Origin of the sequence: Actinomadura sp. 3N407, from assembly GCF_052245875.1 — a bacterium.
Lineage (GTDB): Bacteria > Actinomycetota > Actinomycetes > Streptosporangiales > Streptosporangiaceae > Spirillospora.
Map to the genome: position 1 here is coordinate 1 of NZ_JBQQBP010000041.1, position 17346 is coordinate 17346.

At 68.7% G+C, this 17346-nt stretch carries 21 protein-coding genes; 15 read left to right on the forward strand and 6 right to left on the reverse strand.

Annotated elements, in window-relative coordinates:
* Positions 1 to 2335: 2335 nt before the first annotated feature.
* From ACTWPP_RS43900 to ACTWPP_RS43925, 6 genes are all read right to left on the reverse strand, one after another.
* On the reverse strand, positions 2336 to 3376 hold the full coding sequence (locus ACTWPP_RS43900) for a type I-G CRISPR-associated protein, Cas3-extension family (RefSeq protein ID WP_443110421.1): 1041 nt from the start codon (positions 3374 to 3376) through the stop codon (positions 2336 to 2338).
* Positions 3334 to 6204: a type I-G CRISPR-associated helicase/endonuclease Cas3g gene (gene cas3g / locus ACTWPP_RS43905; protein ID WP_443110422.1), complete on the reverse strand. Its 2871-nt coding sequence runs from the start codon at positions 6202 to 6204 to the stop codon at positions 3334 to 3336. The genes ACTWPP_RS43900 and cas3g overlap by 43 nt, the downstream gene beginning before the upstream one ends.
* A complete protein-coding gene (csb2, locus tag ACTWPP_RS43910; RefSeq protein ID WP_443110423.1) occupies positions 6201 to 7580 on the reverse strand; it encodes a type I-G CRISPR-associated protein Csb2 in 1380 nt (459 codons plus the stop codon). The genes cas3g and csb2 overlap by 4 nt, the downstream gene beginning before the upstream one ends.
* A 6-nt stretch (positions 7581 to 7586) precedes the next feature.
* Entirely contained in the window at positions 7587 to 8726 is a 1140-nt protein-coding gene (gene cas7g, locus ACTWPP_RS43915; protein ID WP_443110424.1) for a type I-G CRISPR-associated RAMP protein Csb1/Cas7g, read from the reverse strand.
* Positions 8727 to 9140: 414 nt separating this feature from the next.
* Entirely contained in the window at positions 9141 to 9575 is a 435-nt protein-coding gene (locus tag ACTWPP_RS43920) for an NUDIX domain-containing protein (protein WP_443110425.1), read from the reverse strand.
* Entirely contained in the window at positions 9572 to 10327 is a 756-nt protein-coding gene (locus ACTWPP_RS43925; protein ID WP_443110426.1) for a GntR family transcriptional regulator, read from the reverse strand. The genes ACTWPP_RS43920 and ACTWPP_RS43925 overlap by 4 nt, the downstream gene beginning before the upstream one ends.
* 385 nt (positions 10328 to 10712) lie before the next feature.
* On the opposite strand from ACTWPP_RS43925, the gene ACTWPP_RS43930 reads away from it, so the two are divergent.
* The 15 genes from ACTWPP_RS43930 (at position 10713) to ACTWPP_RS44000 (ending at position 17273) form a co-directional block, all read left to right on the forward strand.
* Positions 10713 to 11063, forward strand: a complete 351-nt coding sequence (locus tag ACTWPP_RS43930) for a hypothetical protein (protein WP_443110427.1) — start codon at positions 10713 to 10715, stop codon at positions 11061 to 11063.
* 78 nt (positions 11064 to 11141) lie between these two features.
* On the forward strand, positions 11142 to 11501 hold the full coding sequence (locus ACTWPP_RS43935) for a hypothetical protein (protein WP_443110428.1): 360 nt from the start codon (positions 11142 to 11144) through the stop codon (positions 11499 to 11501).
* Positions 11498 to 11698, forward strand: a complete 201-nt coding sequence (locus ACTWPP_RS43940) for a hypothetical protein (RefSeq protein ID WP_443110429.1) — start codon at positions 11498 to 11500, stop codon at positions 11696 to 11698. The genes ACTWPP_RS43935 and ACTWPP_RS43940 overlap by 4 nt, the downstream gene beginning before the upstream one ends.
* Positions 11699 to 11789: 91 nt before the next feature.
* Positions 11790 to 11912: a hypothetical protein gene (locus ACTWPP_RS43945; protein WP_443110430.1), complete on the forward strand. Its 123-nt coding sequence runs from the start codon at positions 11790 to 11792 to the stop codon at positions 11910 to 11912.
* Positions 11913 to 11914: 2 nt separating this feature from the next.
* Positions 11915 to 12223, forward strand: coding sequence for a hypothetical protein (locus tag ACTWPP_RS43950; RefSeq protein WP_443110431.1), 309 nt, complete (start codon positions 11915 to 11917; stop codon positions 12221 to 12223).
* Positions 12224 to 12260: 37 nt separating this feature from the next.
* The gene (locus ACTWPP_RS43955; RefSeq protein ID WP_443110432.1) at positions 12261 to 12686 is read left to right on the forward strand and encodes a hypothetical protein; all 426 of its coding nucleotides are present in this window, start codon (positions 12261 to 12263) and stop codon (positions 12684 to 12686) included.
* Positions 12687 to 12846: 160 nt separating this feature from the next.
* On the forward strand, positions 12847 to 13131 hold the full coding sequence (locus tag ACTWPP_RS43960; protein ID WP_443110433.1) for a hypothetical protein: 285 nt from the start codon (positions 12847 to 12849) through the stop codon (positions 13129 to 13131).
* 5 nt (positions 13132 to 13136) lie between these two features.
* Complete coding sequence (locus ACTWPP_RS43965; RefSeq protein WP_443110434.1) at positions 13137 to 13451, forward strand: hypothetical protein; 315 nt, start codon at positions 13137 to 13139, stop codon at positions 13449 to 13451.
* 143 nt (positions 13452 to 13594) lie between these two features.
* Positions 13595 to 13843: a hypothetical protein gene (locus ACTWPP_RS43970; protein WP_443110435.1), complete on the forward strand. Its 249-nt coding sequence runs from the start codon at positions 13595 to 13597 to the stop codon at positions 13841 to 13843.
* Positions 13840 to 14571: a hypothetical protein gene (locus tag ACTWPP_RS43975; RefSeq protein ID WP_443110436.1), complete on the forward strand. Its 732-nt coding sequence runs from the start codon at positions 13840 to 13842 to the stop codon at positions 14569 to 14571. Before ACTWPP_RS43970 ends, ACTWPP_RS43975 begins: the two co-directional genes overlap by 4 nt.
* Positions 14568 to 14948: an RRQRL motif-containing zinc-binding protein gene (locus ACTWPP_RS43980; RefSeq protein ID WP_443110437.1), complete on the forward strand. Its 381-nt coding sequence runs from the start codon at positions 14568 to 14570 to the stop codon at positions 14946 to 14948. Before ACTWPP_RS43975 ends, ACTWPP_RS43980 begins: the two co-directional genes overlap by 4 nt.
* 84 nt (positions 14949 to 15032) lie before the next feature.
* Complete coding sequence (locus tag ACTWPP_RS43985) at positions 15033 to 15335, forward strand: hypothetical protein (RefSeq protein WP_443110438.1); 303 nt, start codon at positions 15033 to 15035, stop codon at positions 15333 to 15335.
* Between the two features lie 11 nt (positions 15336 to 15346).
* Complete coding sequence (locus tag ACTWPP_RS43990; protein WP_443110439.1) at positions 15347 to 15481, forward strand: hypothetical protein; 135 nt, start codon at positions 15347 to 15349, stop codon at positions 15479 to 15481.
* Between the two features lie 267 nt (positions 15482 to 15748).
* Positions 15749 to 16030, forward strand: coding sequence for a hypothetical protein (locus ACTWPP_RS43995; RefSeq protein ID WP_443110440.1), 282 nt, complete (start codon positions 15749 to 15751; stop codon positions 16028 to 16030).
* Positions 16014 to 17273, forward strand: coding sequence for a hypothetical protein (locus ACTWPP_RS44000; RefSeq protein WP_443110441.1), 1260 nt, complete (start codon positions 16014 to 16016; stop codon positions 17271 to 17273). Before ACTWPP_RS43995 ends, ACTWPP_RS44000 begins: the two co-directional genes overlap by 17 nt.
* The last annotated feature ends 73 nt before the right edge of the window (positions 17274 to 17346 follow it).

Sequence of the window (17346 nt, forward strand, 5' to 3'; positions counted from 1 at the left end):
AAGACGCTCTTGGTCAGGCAGTTGGTCAGACAGAGGCAGGGAAGGTCCTGTTCCGACACGATCGGACGGGGCCTGACCTGCAACTTCTTAGCACAAAAGAAGCTCCCGCGACTGGACTCGAACCAGTCGAACACCCGTTCGCCCTGGAAGCCAGCCCCACGAACCTGGAACTACACGACCATCGACGTCCACTGAAGTCCAGCCACTACCTCGCCCGTCGTCAGGCAGTTGGACAGGCAACACCCTCACCGCCGACATAGCCGGACAACGACTCCGGACGGCCTGACCCATGACGGAGACGGCCCGGTATGAGCCGTGGGCACCAGGCCCTTGCACTTGGCCACAGCCGCCCAGGTATGCGCCTGCAATGGAGACGGCCTGCTCCGGATCGTGTACCCCTGGCCCCCTTTGGCTGGTGATGCTGGTGTGGTTTACCTGCGATGGAGACGGCCTGGTGCGGGCCGTGGACATAGCCGGGGACACGATGCCGGTGTTCACCAAGGGCCTCCTGCAACAGAGACGGCCTGGTGTAGGCCGTGGTCACCTGGGCGTCCCGTACGTGTGGGGCGGGACGGCATGCCTGCAAAGGAGACGGCCCAGGGCGGGCCGTGGACACCTTCACCGAGGCCCACCCCGCGTTGACGATGTTGCGCCTTCAACGGAGACAGCCAGGTGCAGGCACCTGGTCGCGGCGTACAGCTCGACGAGGCGCTGGACCTCCCTTTGACGGAGACGCCCCAGTGAGGGCCGTGGACACCTCATGGCGCGGCCGATCTCGTCCGGCTCCAACATGCGCCTTCAACGGAGACGCCCCGGTGCGGGCGTGGCGCTCCCAACGTTCGCGATCGGCGACGTGGAGGACGTCCTGCGATGGGGACGGCCCGGTGCCAGCCGTGGACACCTGCTCACCGTCGTCCGTGAGTTCCTGCTGACGCCCCTAAAGTGGGGACAGCCCAGTGCGGGCCGGGGACACTTTTTCCGCCGACGATCGTCCCGGCCGACAGGTTTGTCCTTGAACGGGGACGGCCCGGGGCGGGCCGGGATGACCGGCAGCGTCGGCACGACGGACGTGCAATGGATCCTTCAACGGAGACCCCGGTGCGGGCCGTGGACACGCGCCCAGAAGCAGGTTCGTGAACGGCAGAACGCGTTCCTTCAACGGAGACGGCTCGGTGCGGGCCGTGGACACCGTGGGTGGCAGCGGCAGCAGGCCGCGCAGCCTGGCGGCCTTCAACGGAGGCGGCCCGGTGGAGGCCGTGGACACTAGCGCTGGTGAGTCCCCGCTTGCCATTCCTCGTCCCTTCAAGGGGGACGGCCCGGTGCGGGCCGTGGACACCAACACTCCACGACATCGAGCCCGCGTGCGGGAGCCTTCAACGGAGACGGCCCGGTGCGAGCCGTGGACACCGGTCGACCTGCTCGTATTTGACCTCGGCGGCCTGGGTCCTGCAACGGAGACGGCCTGGTGCGGGCCGTTGACACACAGTCGTCTCCGGAGCCCGACGAGTGGCTCGACTTCCTTCAACAGAGACGGCCCGGTGCGGGCCGTGGACACCGCCGGCGACGGCCAGGCGCTCGAGGTGATGCTGGTGGACCTGCAACGGAGACGGCCCGATGCGGACCGTTGACACCTGGAGTCACCGACACCGATGTGGGCGTCGACCGCATTCCTGCAACGGAGACGGCCCGGTGCGGGCCGTTGACACGCTGGAATCCCTTGTGGATCACGAGGCGTTCCTTCCTGCAACGGAGACGGCCCGGTGCGGGCCGTTGACACCCCTGCTCGGGCAGCGGGTGCCGGTTGCACACGTCGGCCCTGCAACGGAGACGGCCCGGTGCGGGCCGTTGACACGGCGGCGGTGGGGCAGCCGGGTGTACACGGCCACGATCCTGCAACGGAGACGGCCCGGTGCGGGCCGTTGACACTCGTCACCGTCACGGTCGGTCCCGGCGTCGCCAGGTCGGTCCTGCAACGGAGACGGCCCGGTGCGGGCCATTGACACCAGTAGTTGCTGTCGCTGGCAGGGATGTTCCAGTACTCCCTGCAACGGAGACGGCCCGGTGCGGGCCGTTGACACCGCGGACGGCACGATCAACTTCCTGTCGGACCGGATCCTGCAACGGAGACGGCCCGGTGCGGGCCGTTGACACGGCAGTTGAGCTGGGGAAACCCAAGAACCCCGCCTAGTCGCCGGATGCAACTCGGGTGGTTTGTTGTCGTTATGGCCTTCTTGGGGTTCGGAACCTCCTGGGATTCGGTGAGCACTTGAGGTTCCGAAGCGGCTGGTTCGATGTTCAGTTTTCAAGAAGCGATGGCGGAGTGCCTCGTTCGGCGCTACGGCGTGTCAGGGCTGTGGTCGAGGATGACGATGGGGGCAAGGGCGCCGGCGTTCTTGCGGCCTGGGATGAGCTGGCGTTCGGCGCCGTGGACGCGGAAGACGCCCAGGGACGTGTATCCGCGCCGATCCACGATCGGGGTGCTGGTGCGGTTCCTCCATCCATGCGGGTTGGGTCGTAGTGCTGGGTGCTCGATCAGCGCGCGTATGGCGTGGACGCCGAGGGGCGGGTTCCAAAGCGGCCAGGTCATGATGTTGCGACGGCCGAGGCGATGCCAGAGGCTGGCAGTAGCGGTGATGCCGTCGCCGGTGAGGCGTAGGAGGGGGAGGGCTTGGGTGGCGAGCCAGGTGGCTCCGGGTACGCCAGCTTCGGTGGATTTGCCACTGGGGTGATCGGCTGCGCCACGCAGGACGCGGTGGTCGAGGTATTCGCCGGTGAAGCCGTCGATGCGTCGCCAGCCGGTGAGGGCTTCAGTGAGGTGTTCGGGGTTGTCCCGGACGACCTCATAGGACTTGCGGAAGAAGGTCCAGACATTCTGCTTGCCGCTGGGCGCCATGTACGGGGTGAGCGCGGCTCTACCGTTGCGGTCGACGGCCAGGTCGGTGACCAGGAAAGGCAGCCAATCCAGGGCCTCGGGCCCGAGGGGGTCGACGACGGCCATCAATCGGGGGAACTCCTCACGGGGGACACGCATCGGGTCGGATTCGCCTCCCGTTGGCCGGGGCCCGTTACGGCTCTTCGTGGTGGGACGCAGAGGGAATGTAGCGGGAGCCCGCGGTAGTGCACCTTCGGGATCGATCCTCATGATGACGCTCTTGAGCTGGTTGGCGACATCTTGGAGCGTAGTTAGAGGACTGTGCAGGACCGCGCTGCTGGTAGAGCGGGAGAAACTCATCCGTACCTGGCCTGGTAGCTCGGCGTCCAGGAGACGGAGCAGGCCGAGGGCGGCGAGGTAGCCGAGGGGGTCGTCGCCGCGGAGGGCGGGGAGTTCCAGGCTCATGTCCCCTCCCGTTCGGTCTCGTCGCGTTCGGAGCACCATATGTCGGAGAGCCGCACGATCGTCTCCAGGAGGGCCAGCCCCCAAGGCCCGTAGCGCTGGTTGAGTTCGGCGAACCGCTGTGGCGCGTCCCAGTCGACGGTCAAGTCGGTTTCGAGCTGGTGGCCGTGCACTGTGATGGTGCGGGGCTCGGGGTCGCTGATCGGTGGGAGCAGCGGGCGGCTTCGGCCGTGGTGTGCGGCCACCAGATGCCGCACGAGTTGTGGATCCAGCTTCTCGTCGTACTCGGCGAGGTGGAGGCTGGCGACCTGGGCGGAGAGGGCTTCGTGCCGCATCCCTTCGGGATAGCCGGCCAAGAGCCGGGCCCGGCGGAACGCGGCGCGGTCGGTGGCGTTGAGCCCGGACTTGGCCAGGAGATCCTGCTCCCTCAGCCGGATCGAAGTGCGGAGCGGGCGGCCACGGAGCATGGCTTGGAAGCGCGGATCGCGTTTGCCCTCGTCATGCCATCCGGCGGCGGCTTTGACAGCGTTGATCAGTTCTGGGGTCAGGCGCAGGTTGGTGGCGAATTCCTCGGCGCGTTTGGCGACTGCTTGCTGATGCTCGGCCAGGCCGATGGCTTCACGGATGCCGAGTGCCGAAGAGTCGAGCGGGCCCACGTCGCCGCTCCAGCCTCCGCCTTTGCGGGATAGCAGGAGGGTGGACTGCGTGACGCTGACGGTGCAGCGTTCGGCGAGGCGCCGCAGGTTGCGGGTCAACGGGAGCTTCTTGTCCTGATCGGGGCACGACTCCAGCAGTCGTTTCAGTGCGACGCGGTAGTCGTCGGCCGGTGGACGGTCTTCGCTACGGGCGTCGCTGGTGGCTTGCCGCACCAGTTCGGCGAGTCCATCGGCGAGCCAGGGGTGGTAGTCAGCGGCGACCTCGGCCAGCTCTTTCCGTAGCCGGAGGACGGGCCGGTCGCGACGGCCGACCAGGTCGGCAAGATCGCGGACGGGTTTGGTGGAAGCAGGGTTCCAGCCGTATTCGTCACAGCCGCCCCAGGCCGCCGGGACGACGATGAGGTCACCGGGGCGGATCGCTCTCGGTTCGATGAGCTCGAAGTCCCCGCGGTAGCGCAGTACGTGACGCTGCTGAGGAGACGAAGGATCCTCGGTGTCGGGCTCGTCGGCCTGCCCCTCCATGTCCCCCACCGTGTCGGTGGAGTCGGGACGCGTCAGCCAGCGGCGCACTGCGTGCACCGGCACCTGGACGGCCTCCTCGATGGCCGGTGGCAGCGGTTCGACGATCTCAGCCCATCGGGCGGGGTCGTCCGCTGGGAGACCCGACCGCCACACCAGCGTGATGTCCGGGGTGCCGTGTCCGAGACCGTGCAGGTAAGGGGCAACGGGAGTGTCGGGGTGCGGGGTCGGCGAGGTCCTCGTCCAGGCGGACAGCGTCGTGGAGAACAGGACGGGGACGTAGGGCGGAGGTTGACGCATCTGCTCTTGGCGACTGGGGTCGAGTTCCCGCAGATACCGGGCGAGCGCCTGGGGCGAGACGTCACATCCGCCGTCCAGCGGTTTGGGAGTACGGGCGGCCCGCGCCGACAGCGGCGAGGTGAGTTCGGTCAGCCACTGCCAAGTCGTCTGGCGTGTGGGCCCGTACACCGCGTCGTCTTCGCCACAGGTGGGGTCGTGGACGACGAGCGCAGGCGCACGATCAAGTCCGGCGGTGCGGTTGAGCCGGCCGAACCGCTGGATCAGCGCGGCCAGCGAAGCCGACTCGGTCACCAGCGCGTCGGCGTCGATATTGGCGCCGACCTCGACGGTCTGAGTGGCGCAAACGATCAGTGGCTTTCCCGCCTCGCGGGCCCGGCCGACGCGGATCCGCGGATACCAGCGGTGCATCAGGTACTCGCGATCTATGGGGCGACTGCGTCCGGTCAGCAGGACCGTATCGGCCCGTCCGCCGTCCGCCACTAGGTCGTGGATCGCGCGCGCTCGCGCGACCGTGTTGCAGACCACCAGCACCACTCGGCCGGAGTCGACGTCACCGATGAGGAAAGTGGCCCAGTCGGCCATGAGCCGAGGTATCGCCGTGTGCGCGTTCTTCTTTGTCACCGACGCCTGGATGAGTGTCATGGAACGGCGGGCGCGCAGTCGGGGCCCGGCATGCTCGTCCAGCATGTCGTCAGCGGTAGTGCCCAACACGACGTCGCCGGGGGCGCGGCGGGTGGTAGCGGACATGGTCAGGACCAGCGGACGGCGGGCCACATGGCCCTGATCGCGGTCGAGCGCAGTTGTGATTGTCGCTTTGAAGGGTTCGGCCAGGTGCGCCTCGTCGAGGACGATCAGGCTGTCGGTTCCGGTGAGGGCGGCGTCGATCGGCCGGAGGAACTCCCCTACGCCGTAACCGCGGAAGAGCAGCCGACTGCCGATCTGGTCGATGGTGCCGACGATGATGGCGTGCCGGTCCGGACGCTCCAGCCACCGCCACGACCAGGTTGCCCCTCCGCGCATCCGGGTGACCTGCAGCGGCGGGCCATCGTCACCCGGTTGCGCGAGCACTTGGGCAACCGCTGCGCTAACCGGGCCGGACGGATCCCGGAGCGCCTCAGCCAGGGTTTGTGCGTGCTCGTGAGCTTCATCCACGACCAGCCGGCGGTCGACCACGAAGAACACTCGGCGCCTTGCGATCTCAGGCCGGGCCGCCGCGACGAACGCCGCAACATCGATGACGGTCGTCTTGCCCAACCCGGTCGGCACGTCCAGGACGTCCGGCCAAGCACCGTTGGCCAGGATGAACTCGACCAGGTTGCGCTGCCATGGGTAGGGGTGCCTGCCATGCACCTCGTGCAGGAAGTCGGCGAAGTCGTCCGCAGTGAGACCGTTCATCGACTGCTCCGTTCTGGGGCGAACAGGCCCAACCCGAGGTAGCGCATCGATCCCACGATCACCGGACCCATCTGGGGTTGCTCGAACTCCACCCGGACGTGCAGCAGCTTGCGGCGCGGCCGCCCCGGCGGGAAGGTGCCCGGCTGGGGTCGGTTGAGCGCACCGCGCATCAGGGGGGCCGGCGCGATCTCGATGTCCTTCGGCCGGGGATACCCGGCGCAGACGAAGGACTCCGCGATCATCTCGAACGGGGTGTCTCGGCTCTTGGGGTAGCGGTCCAGCATCACCGAGGTCGCAGTCACCCACCGCCGGGCCCCGTCCGGCGCGGCCGCCCACCAGTCGGGATCGAGCCGCTTGGGATGGGTGCGATACGGGTCGTACTCCACCCGCAGGGGCCGTCGCTGGCCAATGGCAAGTTCACTGAGCGGATCGTCCACGACGGCGGCCAGAACCTGGTCGGCATCCTGCGGATTCATATCCCGGGGCAGGGCGAGCGCCACACCGAGGATGTGGCCGTCGGCGTGCGGGTGAGCCACGTCCGGCAGCGCCAGGTAGCCGACATGGTGTCCGTTGGCACCATGCCCGTGCACCTGGGCGGGCAGATCGGTGCCCAGCCGCTGCATGACCGCTTTCCGCAGCGTCGAGGTGAGTGTGAGCAGCCGGTCGCCAGGCGGCCGTTGCGTCTTGGAGGCGCACCCGAACACGATCAAGTCCTGGAATGGCCCGGACGGCGTCAGCACCGGCTCTGGACTTTCACGGCGATAGGTCAGGGGCCGACCCACTTCCCACGCGCGGCCGCCGTCTTGATAGACGCGATCGAGCTGGTCGAGGTAGCCCGGGTAGGGCACACGCAGATTGGCCACGAACCGCTCGCCGCTCAGCGTGGGCATGAACACCACCCACGTGGGCCGCCGTTCTGGGGCCGTACCCGACACCGTCAACGTGACAGGTGAGGTCGCCCGCCCTAGATAAGGGACACGGTGAGCAAGCGCCGCCAGTCGGCACAGGGTGTCCATGTCCGGAGTCGCCTGCTGCCACACCACGGCGAACTCCGGGTCGTCCGGAACGGCCGTCGCACGTGCCTTGTGCCCGTTGGTCCGGCCCGGCCAGCTCTGGCTCCCGCCCTTGCCGGACACCGCGTTTGTGACGACGTAACCGGCTTGAGATTCCCGTCCCGCTCGTCCCGATGCCCACACCTCGGGGGCGCCCGCTGCTTCGAGCCAGCGCAACACCGTACGGTCAGCTTCATCTCGTGCGGAGGCCACCAGCGCGCAGAACAGACGGGCCGGATGCGGCGGCCACTCGGCCTCTTGCGGCCGCACCGCGGCAGCTTCGTAACGGCCCTCCCGCAGGCGGGCCGTGATCACCACAGGCATCGCGGTTTACTCCTCCGCCGGGGCCTTGGCGGCGGAGTACTCGATCGCCTCGCTCAACGCCTTCGACGGCGTGAGCGCCACCGTCTCGGACGCCATCACGATCCCCGCCGACGCCGTCCGGTCCCGCAGCTCGTGGAAGAGCTCGATCGCCTCGTCCGCTGTCAGCACGAACTCCTCCACCTGACCGCCATCGGTCTCGAACCCCAGAACCTCGTTCTCACGCACCAGGTCACAATCCGACCGGAGCCACACGGACGGACGACCGAACGCCAGCCGGTCCCCCGCCAGCGCCAAGGCTGCCAGCGTCGCTCGCGCCAGCCCCGCCGCCTCGGCCGAAGCGGCGCCGAACCGCAGCCGCTCCAAGCCGGCCAGCGAAATCCACCCGTTGCGCATCGCCCCAGCAATGGAGACACCACCATGCGCGTCGCTTGGGGCGATGTTGCCGTGACCGATTTCGCTCAGCTTCTGGCCCTTGACCTTCTCCCCTGTGGCCACATACTGCCAACTGTTGCTCGCCTTGGCCTTGTCGTCGATACCACCCTGCAGGTTCAGTGGGTCCATCCGGGTCGTCTTCCGCGCTCCCTCCTGCGGATCCACGCCCACGATCGAGGACGTGTAGACCCGTGCGAACCGCGCCCGCCGCCCCTCGCCCCGCGAGTCCCATACACCGAACAGCAGCGATCCCGGGTCGCGTTCGAACAACGGAGTCGCGTCGGTGGCGGTCACCTCCCGCATCCGCCGCCCGATCACGCTGCGGCCGTACGGCTCGCCATCGATCAGGCTGTCGCGCAGGTAGGCGTCCGCGGCCCGGTGCGGGAACTGCAGCGAGGTCAGCCGCACCGGTCCCCGGCTGGTCGACGTCTTCAGCTCGAACAACGGCAACTCGATCCGTCCGGCGTCCCGCGCCCCCAGCAGCGCCTCCTCGACCCGATTCGCCTGCGAGGGGACCTGATCGAGGACAACCACCTCGGAGACCTGCCCGTCGAGCCACCGCTTCTCGAACAGGTACGACCCCTCCGGGTAGGACGGCGGCATCACCTTCCCGCCCGCCGCCGGCCGGTAGCGCGCGGAGAAGGAGATCCCCGCATCCGTTCGCCGCTCCCCCGTCGCCCGCACCAGCCGATCGGCGATCCGATCTACGCTCATCGACTTCCTCCTTCATCGACGCTCCGCCGTAAACGACCGAAAACCGGATAATCCGGATGCAGTAGCGCCTAGTAGGAGACACAGTGCGCAGCACAACCAGCCGAGCGACGCCTCGTCAACGCTGTGCTTTCTGCATCGGTCGGGAAGCGACCGTACGCCTCGCCTCCGACGTTTCTTGGCGGAAGGCCACTTCCGGTCCCCGTCAGCGAGGTATCCGGAGCAGCAGCACGGGGCTCATCGTCGACGTCTAGATCACGTGCACGGTAAATGCCCAAATTTCCCGGTAAGCCAAGTACGCCGCTCACCGACTAGGAACATCGGCGAGATAGGTCATCAACGACTGGAAGATCTTCGGCAAGCTCCGGATCTAGTCCCGTTACGCTGGCGGCGTGGCGAGATAGATCCGCGCCGGCATCACAACAACGATGTTCCGTCGTGGATGCGCACGAACGGGCCGTCGTTCCTCAATGCGTCCGTCACACGAACGGCACGGGCCTCGGGCATCGCCTCGGTTGCCTCAGACGGTAGAAGCCAGGCGACCGAGGTTGCTTCATCAGACGGGTGAGGCTCCCCGCTGACCGGCCGACAGAGGATGGCCAGGGAGACGACGCCCTGGTTCATGTTCTTGTAGACGCCGGTCAACCGCTCGGGCTCGACCTTTACGCCGGTTTCCTCGAATACCTCACGGACGACGCCCTCGAACGGCGCCTCGTCCAACTCCAGGACGCCGCCGGGCGGTACCCACCGGCCGTCGTCGGCACGCTTGATGGCAAGAATGCGTCCGTCGTCTCGGACCACGACCCCGGAGACACTGACCGAGTGGCGCGGCAGATCCGCATCCAGCGTCATTCCTCGGCCGCCCATTCGTAAGTCAGCTTCCACAACTGGCTCGGGAAGACGTTGATCACTGCCTCCAGCGGCCTGCCCGCTCGGTCGAAGGCCAAACGGACGACCTCCATGACGTGCTGTGCGCCGCTGATCCTTAGAAAGTCCGCTTCTTCCTCCGTCGGCCGCCGGGACTCGATCTCTTCCACGAAGCGGACCACTTGATGCCCACGGGCGGCCAGGCGCTCATAGAGGCCGGACGGGCCGGTGTCCGGATAGGCGATGTCCACGTCGCCGGCGACGGACATCGGGATGTACGAGGCGGCCAACTGCACAGGTCGCTCGTCTGCGAACATGTGCCGCTTGCGGATCAGCGTTAGCTCTCCGTCCACCAGGTTTAGCCGATCCGCTATGTCTGGTGGCGGCTTGATCGCTTCCACCTGTTTGAGTTCTGTCCTGGGTGTCAGGCCAGCCTTGTGCATGCCCTCGGCGAAGCTGCTCCCTGATCCATGACCGCGAGGTGGGATCCGACGGACCCGCTTGACCGTCGGGATGTCCAGGACGAAGGATCCGACGCCGCGCTCCGTCCTGATAAGGCCTTCCGTTTCCAGGAGCCCGATGGCCCGACTGATCGAGGTCTGGTTCAGGCCATACTTGCGTGCTAGATCAGGCTGACTCGGCAGCGCTTCCCCTGGGCGGTACGTGCCCCGCGCGATGCCCTCGCGAAGATCGTCGGCCACCTGGCGGTAGCGCGACCTTGGATGCTGCAGGGGCACGGAAGACTCCTCTGAGCGGACGCCTATGCGTTAAACCCTAGCGCGTCGCTCTTCACCTCGATCTTCTTGCACGTCAGAGCCCGTTTCTCTCAACCGCTATGGAACCTATGACATATGTGTTAGCCTCCAGCGTGGACGGCTGAGGACATCGAAGACCCTCGCCGGACTTAGAACTTCAGATGGCGTTGGCGGCCGAGTGCGGAACCAGTAGGTGTCCGGGTCGATTCAGTCCCCGGATCGCTTCGGCTGCGGCAGCGCCCCGTTTCCCCAGGCAGCGCCTGTGCTGTCTGTCCGCCGCGGATTTTCGCCCTGGTTGTGCCGGGGGCGCCGTGGCGGGCGGAGAACACACGCCCTGTTTGCTCCCCTCGCCCACCTGGAGGCGTTCATGACATCGAGCAACGGCCGTCGCACGCTGCTGGCCAGCCGACTTCCCCTGGATCAGATCTCGATGCCGACCGGGCGTAGTCCGCGGCTGGTGTGCCCGGACTGCGGGACCTGGCAGATCTGGAAGCGCGGACTGGTGAAGGCGCATGCGATTCGGCCCGATGAAGCCGCGTCCCCAAAATGTGTCGGCTCGCACCAACGGGTGTTAATCGACCTCACCTCCGATCAGCTGCGGGAGTTGCGCCGCGGTGCGGCCGCTCAAGCTCAGGCGATTGCCCGAAGCGCGCGAGAGGAGGGATATCAGCAGGCCCCGCCGATTGCCCGGGCGGTCCACCAGATCGCCGCCTCCTGAACCTCTCGACTTGTTGCGCCCCGGCCCGATGGCCGGGGCGCTTCTCTTTGCCCGATCCCACCGACCGGAGATGGCCTGATGACGAAGATCAGCGTGACGTTCGAGATCGACGACACCAAGTTGCGCGGCGCCTCCGATACGCATCTGGCCACGCTGTGGCATGTAGTGCAGGCGAACCCGGCGCCTCACGGCGACAAGCACGCCGGCGAGATCGCTGAGCGCATCGCGCGGGAGATCGTGCGGCGCTGGCTCGGCGGGGTCGAGCCAGAGCTGTGGCGCCACCAGGGCCGGTCCTACTACTGGTCGAACCTGTGCCGGTTCGCCCGCTACGAGGCGGGCGGCGCGCCCGGCACCCCCGAGTGGGATGCCGGTACCTGGGTGCCCAGACCCGCCCCCGACACCGGTTCCTGCGACGGCGGGGCGAGAGGCGACCGGTGAGCGCCCCGCGGCCCCGGCTGGTCAAGGTGCGGCTGTCCGGTGAGGCCGCCGATGTGGCGGCGCTGGCCGAGCTGCTCGCCGAGCTGCTGGGCGACCGGTGTGCGGTCGGTGAGGTTTCGGCCCCCTACCCCAACCGGCGCGGCAGTGGCGTGCGCGGCTACCTCGACGTCGTGTGGACCGGCCCGGCCGAAGGCTAGGGCCCCCGCAGGGTTCCCCCGAGACCCGGGACGCCTCGACCGCCAAGCAGTGACGTCCCGGGCCCCTCCCAACAGGAAGGAAGTCCAGACGATGGCCGACAACCCCACCAAGGGCAAGTCCTCGACGTGGCCCAACGGTGAGCCCAAGAGCGTCCGCGACGCCGAGCGCGGCAAGAGCGCGCGGGACGCCTACGAGGCCGGGAAGAGGAAGTAGCCGTGATCATCCCGCTGCGGTTCCCCGACGGGAGGCTGGACTACTCCCGCCTGGGCGAATGGTTCGCGTTGTGCGACGCCTGCTCCGTGCGGACCCTGCTGTCGGACGTGGACAACTGGCTGGTCTCCCGTACCACCCGCGGCCGGGTCTACTGCCCGGGCTGCGCCCGCCGCGCCGCCGAGCGGCTGCTGGCCGAGGTGTTCCCGGCCGGTCCCCGTCACGCACGCCCGGGCGGTGGTGTGCGCATCGCCGTGGCGTGGCTGCGGAAGGCCCTGCGCGGCCGCGCCTACCGGCCGCGTCACGGCCGCTGACCTGCCACGCACCGTCTGAAAGGGATGACGACCACCGATGATCGAGATCAGGGCGGCCGGGCACGATCGGCCGATCACCGTCGACGGCCCGCACGACCCCGAGGGGACACGCGCGGTCGCGGCGGGGATCGATGCCGCGTTCCGGCTGCTCAACTACGCCACCTGGAGCCAGAACGGGCTGGCCTACCCCAGCGACGTGTACAGCGTGCTGGGTGAGTTGTCGGCCGCCGTGCACAAGCTGCCGCAGGCCCTGCGGCAGATGAACGAGTTCATCGACGGCCAGGTGACCAGTGGCCAAGCGCGGGAGCACCCGTCCTATGGCCGGTACGGCGGCGACGCCGACGCCGCCGCCCGAGCCCTGCACAGCGTCACGCGCGAGGCGTCCACCGCCGCGGCCGGGCTGGGCCGCCTGCTCGCCGAGGCCCAGTCCACCGTCCGCGGTCTGGAAGCCGCGCACGACTGAATCGACGGCCGGTCCTGACGACCCGCCAACCCCCCGGCCGGGGGGCGCATCCTGCCGCTCGCGGCCTCGGCCGGGGCCGCTTTCCTGGAAGGAACCCCTTCGTGAAGATCTCCGAACTACGCGCCCTCGGCGCCCGCTCCATTTCCGCCGGAGGCGTGTGATGCCGACCTCCGAGGAGTTGCAGGCGGCACCGAAGGCCACCGTCGTCGAGCCGGGCGTACAGCTCGGCCGCGTTCCGATGTGGGAGCTGTACCACTACGAGTACGGGCAGCGCACCGGCAAGTCCATCGCGCGCGGCGACCAGCTGCACGAGTGGCTGGCCGACCTGGAGCAGGCCGGGCGAATGATCGGCTTCGGCTGGGAGATTCGCGGTGCGGATGAGCCCACCGACTGGCCGGGATGGCCCATCACTGAGGACAAACAGGACGCAGGGCCGTGCCGATGAACGGTATGCCTGCCCGACTGCCCTCCGATCTCACCGACCGTGCGCCCGTCACAGGGCCCGAGCCTGCGGCCGGGTTCTACATCTCGGTGCGCACCAGTGCCCGGATGGGCGAATCGGCGCTGGTGCTGGGCCCGTTCCCAGACCATGACGCCGCGCACGCCCATGTGCCGCTGGTGCGGGCGTTCGTGGTGTCCCAGCACCGGGGCGGGGAGTGGTGGCGGTTCTCGGTCGCCCGGGTGACCGCACCGCCGGGCCGGGCGCTGCCGACGGGGACGTTGAACGACCTGATTCCCGCGGCCGCTGACGGGCTGGCCGCCTGACGGGACTGCTGACCCCGAGTCCGGGCGGCCCCGCCCCGCTGCGACAGGTGTTCGCGCGGGGTGGGGCCGTCTCACCCGGTGCCAGACGCCCGGACCCCTTCGTCATCCGATCCCCGCGTGGGGAGAAGGGAGCGCTGTACGCGATGACGAACCCGATGACGATTCCGGTCGCGGTGACCGGCCCGCCCCCCGTCCCGGCCGCTCTGGTCTCCCCGGCCCACGCCGCGACTAATGCCGCGACCGGCATGGGGGCGGGCAGGTGCGGCAACTGCGGAAGCGTGCGCAGTGTGCGGGTGCTGCCCGACGGGCGGCACCGCTGCGGCTGCGGACACCGCTGGACCCCGCCGACTCAGCCGACCGTGAACGCCCACTCGCGGCTGGAGGCGCGGTGACCGCGATCACGCATGTCGTGCAGTACTCCGGCGGGATCGGCAGTTGGGCCGCCGCGCAACGTGTTGCCGCCGAGCACGGCACCGGCAACCTGGTGCTGCTGTTCGCCGATACCGGTGTGGAGGACGAGGACCTGTACCGGTTCCTGGCCGAGTCCGCGGCCCAGCTCGGGGCGCCGCTGGTGCGGGTGGCCGATGGCCGTACCCCGTTCGAGGTGTTCACCGATCAGCGGTTCCTGGGCAACTCCCGGGTGGCGCCGTGCTCGGCGCATCTCAAGCAGCGCCCGTGCCGGAGGTGGCTGGAGGCCAACGCCGACCCCGCCCGCACCGTGCTGCATGTGGGGATCGACTGGGCAGAGACCCGGCGGACCCCCGCGATCGTCAAGGGCTGGGCGCCCTGGACGGTGCGGTTCCCGATGTGCGACCAGCCGCACCCGACCAAAGGCCAGATGCTCGACTGGGCCCGCGCCCTGGACGTCACCCCGCCCCGGCTGTACGAGCTGGGCTTTGCCCACAACAACTGCGGCGGCGCGTGCGTGCGTGCCGGCCAGCGGCAGTGGAAACACCTGCTGGCCACCTTCCCCGACCGCTACGCCGCCGCCGAAGCGAGCGAGCAACGCATCCGCGCCGACCTCGGCGACGTCGCGATCCTGCGCGAACGGATTCGCGGCCAGTCCCGCCCGCTCACCCTGACCGAACTCCGCCGCCGCCAACCCGACACCCTGCTATGAGCCGCCGAAGCTCCGCGCGGTTCTGGGATCCGCGCGGAGACCGGTACGGCATCCCCACCTATCCGTGGCGGCTGGCGCCGCCGCACCTGGCGACGCGCCGCCAGCTCGCCGCCGCCGGGCTGCGTCCCGGTGGCCAGGACGTGGTGGCTCAAGTGCTGTGGCACCGGCGCCGCGGGCTCGGCGTGGCCTACCTGTACGACCGGCGGCTTGCGCTGCCCAAACGCACCCCGACTGGAGCGCAGCGCGCCGCGCTGGCCAAAGCCCTGGCCGCGCGGCGCACCTGCCCGCGCTGCCGCACCGACGCCGGTTACGTGCTGCCGCGGCGGCTGGGCTGCTGCCTGGACTGCGCAAGCGACTGGGAACGCGACGCCGCCTGACCACCGCCGCATGGGCCGCTGGTCACCCCTTCAACCACCCACCGGAAAGCCGACAGCCATCCGTCGGGAAAGCGAGCGCACCCCATGGGTGACATGGAAAAGGTCGTTGCAGAGTGCCGCGCCAAGCACGGTGTCCAGGAGATCAGCGACGCGTGCGCGCGTGTGATCGCTTCTCTTTATCACGAGGGGCAGCGGTCGCTTTCGTACTCGCTGGCGAGTACGGGGGCGATCACCGATCACCCGGAGCAGGTGTGGCGCGAGATGTTCGGCACGCTGTACTCGGGTGCCTCGGCTGACGAGAAGCTCGTCATGGACATGATGGGCACCTACCTGACCCGCGCGGGCCAGCGCCGTCCGGTATGCGGCTGGTCTGGGCTGTGGCTGTAGGTCGACGTCTCATGGCCTCCAAGGCGCGCAAGAAGCAGCTCGCGTGGCAGGCCCGCAACGGCCACAGCCACCAGTCCCGTCTCGCCGCGGTCCGTGAACTCGCCCGGATCGGCGAGCAGGAGCGGCGGCTGAGAGGCGGCCGCTGATGTCCAGGCGGCCGCCGCACAAGCCGCCCAAGCCCCGTTACCCGAATCCACCGATCGACCGGCGCCCGCGCCGGGCAAGGTCACCGCCAAGACCCACAACGGCGGCATCCGGATCACCGACCCGAACAGGATCGGCCCCGACCGGTTGCGCATCTCGGCCGACTCGCACAACGGACGGGTCCGCACCCCGCACTGACACCAGCCGCACGCGTTCCTTTCCCCCGTGGCCTTTCTTCTGGGCCGAGAACCCTTCCCAGGGAGACGACCATGACCAATTCCGTGTTCACCGCCGCAGACCTGGACCTGATCGCGCGGGCTCTGAATGCGCGGGCCGACACCTACGCCCGGGTGGCGGGGAGGGCGGTCACGGTGCCCGACTACGAGATCGCGACCCGGGCCACACGCCGGTACCGCGCCCTGGCCAAGCGGGCCAGCGCAGCCCGCAACGCAGCCCCCAGCACAGCCCGGACCGCGCCCCGCACCGCACACCCCTGCAGCCCCGGATTCCTCCTGGAAGGAGCACCGGCCCCCGATGGACAGCATGGATGACAAGGCCGACTGGCCGACCAATCCCGCCGAGGACGGCCCTGATGAGAGCCGCGGCGATGCCCGCCCGGACGACACCGACCGCCAGGCGGCCGGGCTGCCCAGTGGTGGGCGTATCGCCCTGAGCAAGCGCGGCGAACTGGCCTGCAAAGCCGTCCTGATGGTGGTGGCAGCGCTGTACGTGGTGCTTATGTGGGTGTCCTACACCAACGCCCGCACCGCGCTGCTGGAGGCCGGGGAACCCAGGCATCTGGCGGAGCTGCTGCCGCTGGGCTTCGACGTCGCCGGCACCGTCCTGGTGGCGCTGTCACTGGTGCTGGCGGCCAAGGAATCGCGCGGCCAGCTGGTCACCCGGGTCTACGGGATCGTGCTGGTGGTGGTCAGCGCCGGAATCGGCGCCTGGTACGGCCGTGCGATCAGCGGCGCTGGCGAAGGCGGCAGTTGGTTCGACTGGATCAATTGGTTCGTGGCCGCGCACGCGCTGATGGCCGTCACCCTCGCCGTGTTCGCCGAAAGCGTGGCCTGGCTATTGCGGGCGCGGATCGACGCCGCGATCGGGGTGGAACGCGTCCCGATGGTGCTGTGCCTGACCAATCCCGGCGCGTGGCGTGAGGCGAACATGTACCGGCTGCGGCACCGCTCCCCGGTCTCCTCCGCCCTGGTGCTGCGGGCCGAGAAGATCAAGGCGGTTTCCCGAGTGGTGGAAGCCGCCCAAGAGGACGCCGGGTACAAAGGCGCGAAAGCCAAAAAGGTACGGGCGGCGATCATGCGCGCGTGCCGGGACGGCACCCTGCCCGTCGAGGCGATCGAACGGGCCTGCGAAACCGGCCTGGATGAGACGGCCTCCCGCCGTCTGTTGGTCGATGCCGCCAAGGCGATGATGGCCAGCACCGCGACCGACGCCATTTCCGGGACCGACCCCCTGACCGAACTGCTCGGCAGCCACGACCAGAAAGCGGCGGGAAAGATTCCCGAAAGCACCGCACTGGACGTGACCTGGAGCGATGCTGGCTCCGAGAAAGTTCCGGGAAAGATCACAGAAACCACGGGAAAGATCCTGGAACGAGGCCACAACGTCAGCGACGAACGCATGTCAAGCATCGTCGCCGAGGTCGAGCAAGCCTCCGGCAAACCCATGAAGATTTCTGAGATCGCGCACGCGCTGAGCATCAGCACTGCCAGAGCAGCGACCATTCGGAAGATGACCCCGAAAGCCATCGAAAACGGCACCGGACGACATCGGTAACCCCCGCCAAGCCCACAGCGGGCGTGGAACCGGGTGAACCGCGAACCTGCCACTTTCCCCCAATCCATCTGGA